This is a genomic window from Caulobacter sp. BP25 (genome assembly GCF_002737755.1).
Taxonomy (GTDB): domain Bacteria; phylum Pseudomonadota; class Alphaproteobacteria; order Caulobacterales; family Caulobacteraceae; genus Caulobacter.
In genome coordinates this window covers 380,759-392,062 of record NZ_PEGH01000018.1, presented here as the reverse complement: position 1 = coordinate 392,062, position 11,304 = coordinate 380,759, and the positions used below count along the sequence as shown (strand labels likewise).

The 11,304-nt window shown below is 68.5% G+C and carries 11 protein-coding genes and 1 pseudogene; 5 read left to right on the top strand and 7 right to left on the bottom strand.

Going from position 1 to position 11,304, the window contains the following annotated elements:
* Positions 1–74 precede the first annotated feature (74 nt).
* A pseudogene (locus CSW59_RS21460) lies at positions 75–1,187 on the top strand (phosphatidylinositol-specific phospholipase C1-like protein); the annotation flags it as partial.
* A gap of 1,340 nt (positions 1,188–2,527) precedes the next feature.
* Here CSW59_RS21460 and CSW59_RS15665 read toward each other — a convergent pair.
* The 3 genes from CSW59_RS15665 to CSW59_RS15660 form a co-directional block, all read right to left on the bottom strand.
* A complete protein-coding gene (locus tag CSW59_RS15665; protein WP_099444915.1) occupies positions 2,528–3,619 on the bottom strand; it encodes a 3-deoxy-7-phosphoheptulonate synthase in 1,092 nt (363 codons plus the stop codon).
* 101 nt (positions 3,620–3,720) lie between these two features.
* Positions 3,721–3,804, bottom strand: a complete 84-nt coding sequence (locus CSW59_RS21910; RefSeq protein ID WP_106907040.1) for a hypothetical protein — start codon at positions 3,802–3,804, stop codon at positions 3,721–3,723.
* A gap of 163 nt (positions 3,805–3,967) precedes the next feature.
* Positions 3,968–4,858: a branched-chain amino acid aminotransferase gene (locus CSW59_RS15660; RefSeq protein WP_099444914.1), complete on the bottom strand. Its 891-nt coding sequence runs from the start codon at positions 4,856–4,858 to the stop codon at positions 3,968–3,970.
* 80 nt (positions 4,859–4,938) lie between these two features.
* On the opposite strand from CSW59_RS15660, the gene CSW59_RS15655 reads away from it, so the two are divergent.
* The 3 genes from CSW59_RS15655 to CSW59_RS15645 all read left to right on the top strand — a co-directional run bounded on the left by CSW59_RS15655 (position 4,939) and on the right by CSW59_RS15645 (position 7,637).
* Complete coding sequence (locus tag CSW59_RS15655) at positions 4,939–5,445, top strand: MarR family winged helix-turn-helix transcriptional regulator (RefSeq protein ID WP_099444913.1); 507 nt, start codon at positions 4,939–4,941, stop codon at positions 5,443–5,445.
* 10 nt (positions 5,446–5,455) lie between these two features.
* Positions 5,456–6,163 carry a response regulator gene (locus CSW59_RS15650; protein ID WP_099444912.1) on the top strand — a complete coding sequence of 236 codons (708 nt, stop codon included), beginning with the start codon at positions 5,456–5,458 and terminating at the stop codon, positions 6,161–6,163.
* 133 nt (positions 6,164–6,296) lie between these two features.
* On the top strand, positions 6,297–7,637 hold the full coding sequence (locus tag CSW59_RS15645) for an ATP-binding protein (RefSeq protein WP_099444911.1): 1,341 nt from the start codon (positions 6,297–6,299) through the stop codon (positions 7,635–7,637).
* A gap of 136 nt (positions 7,638–7,773) precedes the next feature.
* Here CSW59_RS15645 and CSW59_RS15640 read toward each other — a convergent pair whose 3' ends face one another.
* From CSW59_RS15640 to CSW59_RS15625, 4 genes are all read right to left on the bottom strand, one after another.
* Positions 7,774–8,310, bottom strand: coding sequence for a TetR family transcriptional regulator (locus CSW59_RS15640; RefSeq protein ID WP_099444910.1), 537 nt, complete (start codon positions 8,308–8,310; stop codon positions 7,774–7,776).
* Between the two features lie 117 nt (positions 8,311–8,427).
* Positions 8,428–9,210 carry a pyrroline-5-carboxylate reductase gene (proC, locus tag CSW59_RS15635; RefSeq protein ID WP_099444909.1) on the bottom strand — a complete coding sequence of 261 codons (783 nt, stop codon included), beginning with the start codon at positions 9,208–9,210 and terminating at the stop codon, positions 8,428–8,430.
* Positions 9,211–9,385: 175 nt separating this feature from the next.
* Positions 9,386–9,892: a YbjN domain-containing protein gene (locus CSW59_RS15630; protein ID WP_099444908.1), complete on the bottom strand. Its 507-nt coding sequence runs from the start codon at positions 9,890–9,892 to the stop codon at positions 9,386–9,388.
* 132 nt (positions 9,893–10,024) lie between these two features.
* Positions 10,025–10,294, bottom strand: a complete 270-nt coding sequence (locus CSW59_RS15625) for an accessory factor UbiK family protein (protein WP_099444907.1) — start codon at positions 10,292–10,294, stop codon at positions 10,025–10,027.
* 116 nt (positions 10,295–10,410) lie between these two features.
* Here CSW59_RS15625 and lgt point away from each other — a divergent pair, with 116 nt between their 5' ends.
* Entirely contained in the window at positions 10,411–11,301 is an 891-nt protein-coding gene (lgt, locus tag CSW59_RS15620) for a prolipoprotein diacylglyceryl transferase (protein ID WP_099444906.1), read from the top strand.
* Positions 11,302–11,304: the final 3 nt, after the last annotated feature.

The window sequence follows — 11,304 nt, the reverse complement described above, 5'->3', positions numbered from 1 at the left end:
CCGCCTCCAAGAGGCGGCGACGTCAAACCGTCATGGGCTAGCGCTATGGCGACGCTCTGTTTCGGAGTCCGCCCATGCTGAACCTGCTCGCCGCTCTGGCGGTCGCCGCCGCCCCTTGCCCCACCGCCGACGAGAGCGCGCCGTGCGTTCGCCAGCGGATGGACGCCCTGGCGATGACCGACCTGATGGCCGTGGGCACCCACAACTCCTACAAGCAGGCCATTCCGGCCGACGAGATGGCGGCCATGGTCGCCGCGCGCGGCCAGGCGGTCCTGGCGATCGACTACGGCCATCGTCCGTTGACGGAACAGTTGAACGCCGGCGCTCGCCAGATCGAACTCGACGTCGTCGCCGACCCCGAAGGCGGCCGCTACGCCAAGCCGCTCACCGTCTTTGGCCAGGGCACGGCCCTGCCGCCGCAGATGGCCGCCGCCCTGGCCAAGCCGGGCTTCAAGACCATGCACATGACCGACGTCGACTTCCGCGTCTCGTGCGTGACGTTCGTCTCGTGCCTGAAGGAGATCCGCGCCTGGTCGGACGCTCACCGCGACCACGCGCCGATCCTGATCATGCTCAACGCCAAGGAGGGCGAGGCCACCGTGCCAGGCGGCGTCAAGCCCCTGCCCTTCACCGAAGGTCTGTTCGACGCGCTGGACGCCGAGATCCGCTCGGTGTTTGGCGACGATCGCCTGATCACGCCCGACCAGGTTCAGGGCAAGGCCAAGACCCTGCGAGAAGGCGTGCTGGCCGGCGCCAAAGCAGGGGGAGGCTGGCCCAAGATCGGCCAGGCGCGCGGCAAGGTCTTCTTCGCCCTCGACGAAGGCCCGGCCAAGATCGCCATCTATCGTGGCAAGCGCGCCTCGCTGGAGGGCCGGGCGATGTTCGTCAACACCGACGAGGCTTCGCCCGCCGCCGCCTATCTGACGCTGAACGATCCGGTCGCCCAGAAAGACCGCATCGCCGCCGCCGTAAAGGCCGGCTTCATCGTCCGCACCCGCGCCGACGCCGACACCTGGGAGGCCCGCCGTAACGACGCCTCGCGCCGCACCGCCGCCTTCACCAGCGGCGCGCAGTACGTCTCGACCGACTACATGTGGCCCGATCCGCGCTTTGCCGGCGGCTACACGGTGCGCCTGACCGGCGACGACGTCGCCGTCTGCAATCCGGTGCGCCAGCCCAAGGCTTGCGACTACCTCGCCATCGAGGCCCTGCCCGGCGCGCCCATGCGCGGCTACCTCGCCCCCGAGACCCGCCCGGACCTGACCAAGATCCTGGCCGCCCCGCCCCAGCCTGGCTCGCCCCGCGCGATCGCCGACGCGGCGATCTTCGACCAGAGCCGGGCGATCAAGGACAAGGACCCGGCGCGCTGGGCGCGGGCCACGGCCGACGTCAGCGGTCCGGCCTTCGGCCATTTCGAGAAGGCGCTGGGCGTCAAGCTGACGCCTCAGAACGCCCCGATCCTGTCGGCCCTGCTGGAACGCGCCGGCGACGACCGCTCGCCCGTCAGCGTCGCCAAGCATTTCTGGGGGACCAAGCGCCCCTATATCGGCAAGGACTCAGCCCCGGTCTGCGAGCCCAAGCGCCCCGACCTGACCGCCAATCCCGACTACCCGTCCGGCCACTCGGCCTTCGGTGGGCACGTGGCGATGATCCTGGCCGAGGTCGTCCCTTCGCGCGCCGACGCGCTCTACACGCGCGGCCGCGACTACGCCGACAGCCGCTGGATCTGCGGCAGCCACACGCTTAGCGCCACGGAAGCGGGGCTGCAGTCGGGCGAGGTGATCTACGCCGCCCAGCACCGCTCCGAGACCTTCCTGCGCGACATCGCCATGGCCCGGGCTGAGGTCGCGGCGGTGATGGCGGCTCAAGCCAAATAGGCAACCCTCTCAACACCCGTCATTCCCGCCCTTGTGGCGGGAACCTCTGGTTCAGCTGACACGTGAGGTGCAAGCGGACTGCTGAGCAGTCCGTCCCTTCTGCCCTTGCGGCCGATAAAGGGGTTCCCGCCACAAGGGCGGGAATGACGGAAAATGGGAAAAGGCGAGGAATGGCTAGCCCTCGCCTTTCCCCATCGTCGTGGCATATTCGGGCCCATACGGAGGGCTTGCGGTGGGTCTTTTTGCTGTGCTGGCTATTAGCCTAGCGGCTGGGCAGGCAGCCTCGCCGCCTCAGACAAAGACGGTATGTGGATGGGAATATGGTCGCTGGACTTGCCGGACAGCGACCGAAACACGCACCGATCCACTAGACGCATTCCGCAAAGGCGTGGACACGGTCAAATCTCTAACACCCGCGCCCCACGCCGGCCCAGACCGTGAAGCTGAATTCCGCCAGGAGGCTGAGCGCCAGCGCGCAATTGCTTTAAGGGAGCGCATTGGCGCGCTGATTGTGGAAAAGCAGTGCGAGGAAGCACGAGACCTAGCTTTGAAGGCTGGCGAGATTGATCTGGCCTCTAAGGTGCTCTCGATCTGCCAAGCTAGTGTGAAATGACCCAACAAGGCGAGCCAGCCTTCAAACTTGGTTTGCCCTATCCCCGCGCCGCGCGGCCGGCCTTCACCGCCGCCGCCAGGTCGTCGAGCATGCGTACCGAGGTCTCCCAATCGACGCAGGCGTCGGTGACGGACTGCCCGTAGGTCAGCGGCTGGCCGGTGACGATGTCCTGGCGGCCGGCGACGAGGTGGCTTTCGATCATCACGCCCATGATCGGCGCGGCGCCGCTGGCCACTTGGGCGCAGACGTCGGCGACCACCGCCGGCTGGTTCTCGTGGTTCTTGCCGCTGTTGGCGTGGCTGACGTCGACCATGATCCGCTCGGCCAGGCCGGCTTTCTTGAGGACCTCGGCGGCGGCCGCGACACTGGCGGCGTCGTAGTTCGGCGTCTTGCCGCCGCGCAGCACCAGGTGGCAGTCGCCGTTGCCGGTGGTGGTGGCGATGGCGGCGCGGCCCTCCTTGGTCACCGCCAGGAAATGGTGCGGCTGGCTGGCGGCGGTCACCGCGTCGACCGCGACCTTCACGTCGCCATTGGTGCCATTCTTGAAGCCGACAGGGCACGACAGGCCAGACGCCATCTCGCGGTGGATCTGGCTTTCGGTCGTGCGCGCGCCGATCGCGCCCCAGGCCACCAGGTCGGCGATGTACTGCGGGGTGGTGACATCCAGGAACTCGCAGGCCGCCGGCAGGCCCTGGGCGCTGACGTCCAGCAGCACCCGGCGCGCCAGGCGCAGCCCCTCATTGATGCGGAAACCGCCGTCCAGGTCCGGGTCGTTGATCAGGCCCTTCCAGCCGACCGTGGTGCGGGGCTTTTCGAAATAGACCCGCATGATCACTTCCAGCTCGCCGGCGTGACGCTCGCGCTCGACAGCCAGGCGCTGGGCGTACTCTAGGGCGGCCTTGGGGTCGTGGATCGAGCACGGCCCGATCACCACCACCAGGCGATCGTCACGTCCTTGCAGGATCTCATGCACCGCGCGACGGCCCGCGCCGACGACCTCGGCCACCGACGAGGTGGCGGGCGCCTCGCCGATCACCTGGGCGGGCGGGCTGAGGGTCTGGAGTTTCTCGATCCGCAGGTCGTCGGTCGGGACGGGCAGCGTAACGATGTGGGCGGCGGAAGTCGGCATGGATGGCTCCGGAAGATGTCTGGGAAGGTCCGGCGGCCATCAAAAAAGCCGCCCGGGGATCCCCTGGCGGCTGGTGAAGGTGTTCTTAAGTGGCCCTGATCTCAGGCCGAACGAAACCCTCCCGGCGCCAGAGGCGTCGGATAGCTAAAATACCAAAACAGCGTGTGGCTGGCGGCGAGGGTCATCGTCGTAGAGCTTAGAGGGAAGTTTGGCGGGAGTCGACCCCTCTCCCCTTGCGGGAGAGGGGGGCCCGGAGGGCCGGGTGAGGGGTCGCACGGCGAGCGCCGAGAAACCCCTCATCCGTCGGCGTCGCCGACACCTTCTCCCGCAAGGGGAGAAGGTTTCCGACTAAGCCTCGGCCATCGCCTGGCCGCGCACCAGGGCGGCGTAGGTGTCCATCAAATCGAGCGACAGCTTGGCCGGCGTGAACTTGAACTCGCCGATCTCCGAGACCGGGGTCACCTCGGCGGCGGTGCCGACGATGAAGCACTCGGTGAAGGTCGACAGCTCTTCCTTCTGGATGTGGCGCTCGACGACCTCGACGCCCTTGTCCTTGGCGATCTGAATGACCGTGCGGCGGGTGATGCCGTCCAGGAAGCAGTCGGGCTTGGGCGTGTGCAGCACGCCGTCCTTGACGAAGAAGACGTTGGCGCCGGTCGCCTCGGCCACATAGCCGCGATAGTCCAGCATCATCGCGTCGGCATAGCCGTCCTTCTCGGCGGCATGCTTGGAGATGGTGCAGATCATGTAGAGGCCGGCGGCCTTGGCCGCGACCGGGGCGGTCTTCGGGTCCGGACGCTGGTACTTGGCCCAGGTCAGGCGGATGCCCTTGGCCTTGGTCGCCGGGTCGAAATAGCTGGGCCATTCCCAGACGGCGATGGCGACGTGAATCTTGGTCTGTTGCGCCGAAACGCCGATCATCTCGCTGCCGCGCCAGGCGATCGGACGGACATAGCAGTCCTTCAGGCCATTCTTCGCGGCCGTCGCCTTGCAGGCCTCGTCGATCTCGGCCACCGTGTAGGGGATCTTGAAGTCGAGGATCTCGGCCGACTTGAAGAGGCGCTCGGTATGCTCGGTCAGCTTGAAAATCTCGCCGCCGTACATCCGCTCGCCCTCGAATACGGACGAGGCGTAGTGCAGGCCGTGGGTCAGGACGTGCACCTTCGCTTCGCGCCAAGGCACGAACTGGCCGTCCAGCCAGATCCAACCATCACGATCGTCGAAGGGAACCAGAGACATCGGCCCAAGACCTCCTTATGAAAAACCCGGCCCTTAGACGCCCCGAGGGTGGGCGCGTCAAATAAAATGGACTCCGCGCGATGATAGCCCCGCTGCAGCCCGGTTCGGACGACCCCCGTCTGATCCTCCGCGAGGAGGAGCTGGACGGCGGGCTGGAATTGATCCTGCTGGCCGAGGCCTCGCTGTGGGCGGCCGTGGACGCCGCGCTGGAAAGCGAGAGCTTGGGCCTGGGACGTTCACACTGGCGCGCGGCCTTCCTGCTGCGCCGGCGCCCGGGCATTGGCGTGCAGGACCTCTCCAAGCTGACCAGCCTGTCCAAGCAAGCCGCCAGCCGCACCTTGTCGGACCTGCAGAAGGCGGGCCTGGTCGAGCGGGGCTCGGGCGAGCTGGATGGCCGCCGCCGCCCGGCCACCCTGACACCGCAAGGCTTGGCCTTCGAGCAGCGCACCGCCGAGCGTCTGCGGGCGTTGCTGGCGCGGGCTTATCGCACGGGCGGCCTCGACGGCGTGGCCGGCGCGCGGCGGATCCTGGCGGCGCTGGCCGGACCTCGTCAGGGTGTCGGCGCGCCCCGACGCCAGAACGTGTGAGGACAGCGGTATGACTCCGGACGAGCGCCGCGAGCGCCACCTGCTGGTCGTCGACGACGACGACCGCCTGCGCAAGCTGATCAAGGAGTTCCTGGGCCGCGCCGGCTTCCGCGTCACCGCCGCCCCGAACGCGGCGGGCGCCGACAAGCTGTTCCAGGCGCTGGACTTCGACCTGATGGTGCTGGACGTGATGATGCCGGGCGAGGACGGCATGGCTTTCACCAAGCGCCTGCGCGCGCGGGGCGGCGAGGCCGGCCGCACACCGATCCTGATGCTGACCGCTCGCGACCAGACGGCCGATCGCATCGAGGGTCTGTCCAACGGCGTCGACGACTATCTGGGCAAGCCGTTCGAGCCGCAGGAGCTGTTGCTGCGCATCGAGGCGATCCTGCGCCGCTCGACCGCCCGGCCCGTGGGGACCCGCACGGCGACCCTGAACCTGGGGCGCTGCACCTTCGAGCCCGAGCGCGGCGAGCTGATCTGCGATGGCGAGGTGATCCGCCTGACCGAGGCGGAGGTTACCTTGATGCGCCGCCTGGCCCGCTCGGCCCACGAGCCCGTAGACCGCCTGGAACTGGCCCGCGACACCGCCGACGCCACCGGCCGCGCCGTGGACGTCCAGGTCACCCGCCTGCGCCGCAAGATCGAGCCGGATCCGAAGAACCCGCGCTATCTGCAGACGGTGCGCGGGATCGGGTACCGGCTGGCGCCGGATTGATGGCTTGAGCGCCCCCACTCGCCCCCTCCGGATGCTGCGCATCCTCCTCCCCCGGAGGGGGAAGAAGGATCGCGCGGTCTTCTTCCCCCTCCGGGGGAGGAGCGCGAAGCGCGGAGGGGGCCTGTAGTCGCTTATGCCCCTCTCCACCCGCCTACACCTCCCGCCCCTAATCAAACGCCTGCTGCCGACCTCGCTGTTCGGACGCAGCCTGCTGATCATCATCCTGCCGGTGGCGGTGATGCAGATCGCCGTAACCTGGGCGTTCTTCGACGCCCACTGGCAGTCGGTGACCAGCAAGCTGTCCGACGGCCTGGCCGGCGACATCGCCTGGGCCGTGCAGTCCTACGAGGACGACCCCAGCCCCGCGGCCGTCGAGAAGCTGGCCAAGCGGGCCGAGGACTCGATGTCGCTTTCGATCGCCTTCCAGAAGGGTCGCAAGCTGCCGACCAGCCGTCGGCCGTCGCTGTTCGCGGCCCTGGACCGCTCGCTGCAGCAGGCCTTGGACGACCGCCTCGACAACCCGTTCTGGTTCGATACGACCCGCTACACCGCCTATATCGACATCCGGGTGCAGGTGAAGGACGGGGTCCTGCAGATCTACGCCCTGCGCGACCGGGCCTACGCCACGCAAGGCCACATCTTCATTCTGTGGATGGTGGTGGCGACCATGCTGCTGACGGCGATCGCCATCCTGTTCATCCGCAACCAGGTGCGGGCCATCGAGCGCCTGGCCGACGCCGCCGACGCCTTCGGCCGGGGCGAAGAGCACGATTTCAAGCCGCACGGCGCGCGCGAGGTGCGCAAGGCCGCCCGCGCCTTCCTGGCCATGAAGGCCCGCATCGTCCGCCACATCGAGCAGCGCACGGCGCTCCTGGCCAGCGTCAGCCACGATCTGCGCACGCCGCTGACCCGCCTGAAGCTTGAGATGGCCATGTCCGAGCCCAGCGAGCGGCTGGAGGCGATGAAGGGCGACCTGGCGGAAATGGAGCACATGATCGACGAGTATCTGGCGTTCGCCCGTGGCGAGGGCGGCGAGGATGCGCGGGTGGTCGATCTCTCCGAGCTGATCGAGGGCGTGGTCGCCGACGCCGAACGGGGCGGGGCGAGGATCGAGACCGAGATCACGCCGGGACTGGAGGCGCGGGTGAGGCCGCTAGCCTTCCGCCGGGCCCTGGCCAATCTGGTCGACAACGGCGTCGCCCACGCCGACCACGTCAAGGTCGCCGCCAGCGCCCGCCAGACCGGCGGGGTCGAGATCGCGGTGGACGACGATGGCCCGGGCATTCCCGAGGACCGCTACGAGGAAGCGTTCAAACCCTTCTCGCGCCTCGACGAGAGCCGGAACCAGAACGAGAAGGGCGTGGGGTTAGGACTGGCGATCGCCCGCGACATGGCGCGCGGATTGGGCGGGGATCTGATGCTGTCGCGTTCGGCGATGGGGGGATTGAGGGCGCTGATCCGGCTGCCGGGCTAGGATCGGCCGACGCCGCAGGCCCCCACCTGACCGCTTCGCGGTCGTCCGCCCCCAAAGGCGGGCGGAAGGTTGTCCTTCTTCCCCCTCCGGGGGAGGAGCGCCGCAGGCGCGGAGGGGGCGAGTAAGGCGACCCCCCCTAAAACCCCGCCCCGATCATCCCCAGCCGCGCGCTCATCTGCTTCAGGCGCTTGTCGAGCTCGGCCATGGTCCGGTTCAGAGCGGCGTCGTCCTCGCGCCAGACCTGGACCACGCGCCCCCAGACGACGGCCATGGCCAGCAGGCGCGGCGGGGTGGCGGGGACGCCTGCGGCCTCCAGCAAGGCGCGGGCGATGAACGGGAAACGCGCCACGGCGACCAGCGCGCCATCGGCCTTGGCGATGTTCAGCAGCGCCGTGCGATGCGGCTGCATCGCCTCCAGCCGGGCCATGACGGCGTCGAACAGGCGGTCCTGGGCGTTGGAGCCCTGCGGATAGTCGATCGCCAAGGCCGCGCGGTCGAAGCGCTCGGAAACCCGGGCCAACACGGCGAGACGACTATTGGCCTTGGCGTAAAGGTCGGGGAACGGGACCTCCGCCTTCGCCGCGATGTTGCGAAGCGAGACGGTCGGCCAGGGCTGGTCGGCGGCCAGGGCCAGGGCGGCGTCGGCGGCGCGGTCGAGGATGTCGTCGGTCATGGGCGAAGAGATGGGGGCAGGATGGCCGGCTCAGCAAGCCCCCACCTGACCGCTTCGCGGTCGTCCGCCCCCAAAGGCGGGCGGAAGGAAAGCGCGCGGCGCGGAGGGGGGCGAGGGTTAGCCGCCCAGCTCCTTCGACCGCGCCACCGCCGCCGCGAGCGCCTTGGGCAGCAAATCCGCAAAACCGCCCTCGCCCATCAGCACCGCCAGCGCTGCGGCCGTCGTCCCGCCGGGAGAGGTCACCTGCTTGCGCAGCTCGGCCGGCTCCTCGCCGCTCTGCTCCATCAGGGCGGCCGCACCGATGATGGTGGCGCGGGCCAGGCGCGCGCTCTCGGCGGGATCCAGCCCCTGCGCCGCGCCGGCCGCTTCGAGCGCCTCGACGAACGCGTAGAGATAGGCCGGGGCCGAGCCGGAAACGGCCGTGGCCGCGTGCATCAGCTCTTCCGAAGGCAGCACCGAGACGGTCGCGACGGGCTCGAACAGCGTCTTGGCACGGGCGAGGGCCTCGGCGTTGTCGGCGTAGAGGCTGGCCGCGCCTCGGCCTATGGCGACGGCCGTGGTCGGCATGACCCGCGCCACACGCCGGCCGCCGAAGGCCTCGGAAATGTCGGCGGCGCGCACCCCGGCGGCGATCGAGACGATCACGGCGTCCGCCGCCAGGTGCGGGACCACGTCCTTGACGGCTTCGCGCCAGATCTGCGGCTTCACCGCCAGCAGCACGGTCTTGGCCGCGCCGAGCGCCTCCAGCGGCGGATTGACGATCGCCCCTCGGACGGCGGACGGCTCGATGTTCGGATCACGGACGATCAGATCGACGGCGGTGAAGGCGCCGGCCTCGCGCCAGCCCTGGACCAGCGCGCCGCCCATGCGTCCAGCGCCGAGGAGGAGGATGGGGGTCATGGTCGTCACCTCGATCTCACCCCTTCTCCCCTTGCGGGAGAAGGTGGCCTGCGATGCAGGTCGGATGAGGGGTTTCTCGGCGCAGCGAGCGCGAACCAAAGAGGCTGTCGCCGCGCGACCCCTCATCCGTCGCTTCGCGACACCTTCTCCCGCAAGGGGAGAAGGATTTAAAGCCTTAAGCTTGGCCGACCGTCTCGAACATGCAGGCGGCCATCGCCTGGTCCGGGGTCTTGGCGCCGTGCAGCAGGAAGTCGAAGGCCGGATAGAAGCGGTCCGCCGCCTCCACCGCCGCGTCGATCATCGAGGCCGCCTGGGCCATGGTCGGACGCTCGCCAGCCGGCAGGGCCAGGGCGTGGCGGAACACCACCTCGCCGTCCTCGGTCCAGACCTCGAAGTGGCCCAGCCAGACGCGCTGATTGATCAGGGCCAGCAGTTCATAGGCGTTGGTGCGTTTGGTCTTGGACGCGCGCAGGTCCAGCGACAGGCACAGCTGCAGGCAGTCGGCCTCGGGCCGCCAGGCAAACCACAGCTCGTAGTCCTTCCAGTCGCCCTTCAGCGCAAAGGCCAGATCGCCGTCTTCGGTGCGATCAAAGGTCAGGTTTTCGGCCGCTAGCACATGCTCGACCACCTCAAGGGGATCGAGAGCCATCAGGACGTCGTCTTCTTCCGGTTGGGTGTCCATGAGAATCCTGCGTCCCCGCGAGCGCGGGCGGGGGTCGCCCCCGCCTTGATTCGCTTACGTACCAAGGACAGTAATCTGCTTCGCGGCGTTCGTCTCAACTCGCTTCACGCCGGGGGCGAGCTGTTAAGCCTGTTATTCGCCGGTCGCCGCGCTCTTCTTGGCGGGCGCCTTCTTGGCTTCCTTAGGGGCAGCCTTGAGGCTGGCGATCTCTTCGCGCAGGGCCGCGACCTCGGCCTTCAGGGCCTCGAAATCGTCGCGGCGGATCAGGTCGAACTCAGCCGCCAGCCGGTCCGCCTGGGCGCGCATCGCGGTCTTGGCCTCCTCGCCGGCCGTCTGGGCGATGCCCATGGCCGCCTGGGTCAGCTTGGCGAATTCGTCGAGGATCGGGTTCTGGCTGTGCATCGGCTTTCCACGCGCCCGCGTATGGGCGAGCCCTCCTTATATGGGAAACAAGAGGTGAAAGCGAAGAGCGAAGAGGATAGGACTGCGACGATCTGTCCCGAGCGGAGCCCGAGCGCGTGATCTTCCCCGACATTGATCCGGTCGTTCATATCGGCCCCTGGGCCCTGCAATGGGGGCCGCTGGCGCTGCGCTGGTACGCCCTGGCCTATGTGGCGGGCATCCTGCTGGGCTGGCGCTATGCGGTTCGTCTGGTGAGGACGCCAGGCCTTTGGGGCGGGCGGACGCCAACCGCCACGCCGCTGCAGATCGACGACCTCGTCTTGTGGATCACGCTGGGCATCATCCTGGGCGGCCGCCTTGGCTACATCCTCTTCTACATGCTGCCTAACGAGGCCCAGCGGACCTGGCTGCTGGCCAACCCGCTGGACGTCCTCAAGATCTGGGAGGGCGGCATGTCCTTCCACGGCGGCTTCCTGGGCGTCTGCGTGGCGATCGCCCTGTTCGCCCGCCAGCAGAAGATCGACATGCTGAAGCTGGGCGACCTGGTCGCGCCCGTCGCGCCGATCGGCATCTTCTTTGGCCGCATCGCCAACTTCATCAATGGCGAGCTGTGGGGCCGCGTCACTGAGAGCCCCCTGGGGATCGTCTTCTGCAACGACACGATCCGCGCCAGCCATCCGCAAGGGATTTGCCCGGCCGACGAACTGCCCCGCCACCCCAGCCAGCTCTACGAGGCGGGCCTCGAGGGCCTACTGCTGTTCCTGATCCTGGCCTTCGCGATCTATCGCCTGAAGTGGCTTCAAAAGCGCGGCGCGATCGTGGCGATGTTCCTCCTGGCCTACGGTCTGTTCCGCCTGTCGCTGGAGAACGTGCGCAATCCCGATGTCGGCATGCCCGACTTCCCGCTGGGCCTGACCATGGGCATGATGCTGTCAGCGCCGATGATCCTGGTCGGCGGCTGGATGCTGTGGCGCTCGCTGCGCGCCTCGGCCGAGCGCGCCGCCTGACGT

What these genes read in the sequence shown, in the direction of transcription:
- CSW59_RS15665 (WP_099444915.1), bottom strand. Translation starts at nt 3,619, where the DNA reads ATGCCGACTTCCGCCGCCCACATCGTTACGCTGCCCGTCCCGACCGAC.
- CSW59_RS21910 (WP_106907040.1), bottom strand. Translation starts at nt 3,804, where the DNA reads ATGACCCTCGCCGCCAGCCACACGCTGTTTTGGTATTTTAGCTATCCG.
- CSW59_RS15660 (WP_099444914.1), bottom strand. Translation starts at nt 4,858, where the DNA reads ATGTCTCTGGTTCCCTTCGACGATCGTGATGGTTGGATCTGGCTGGAC.
- CSW59_RS15655 (WP_099444913.1), top strand. Translation starts at nt 4,939, where the DNA reads ATGATAGCCCCGCTGCAGCCCGGTTCGGACGACCCCCGTCTGATCCTC.
- CSW59_RS15650 (WP_099444912.1), top strand. Translation starts at nt 5,456, where the DNA reads ATGACTCCGGACGAGCGCCGCGAGCGCCACCTGCTGGTCGTCGACGAC.
- CSW59_RS15645 (WP_099444911.1), top strand. Translation starts at nt 6,297, where the DNA reads ATGCCCCTCTCCACCCGCCTACACCTCCCGCCCCTAATCAAACGCCTG.
- CSW59_RS15640 (WP_099444910.1), bottom strand. Translation starts at nt 8,310, where the DNA reads ATGACCGACGACATCCTCGACCGCGCCGCCGACGCCGCCCTGGCCCTG.
- proC (WP_099444909.1), bottom strand. Translation starts at nt 9,210, where the DNA reads ATGACCCCCATCCTCCTCCTCGGCGCTGGACGCATGGGCGGCGCGCTG.
- CSW59_RS15630 (WP_099444908.1), bottom strand. Translation starts at nt 9,892, where the DNA reads ATGGACACCCAACCGGAAGAAGACGACGTCCTGATGGCTCTCGATCCC.
- CSW59_RS15625 (WP_099444907.1), bottom strand. Translation starts at nt 10,294, where the DNA reads ATGCACAGCCAGAACCCGATCCTCGACGAATTCGCCAAGCTGACCCAG.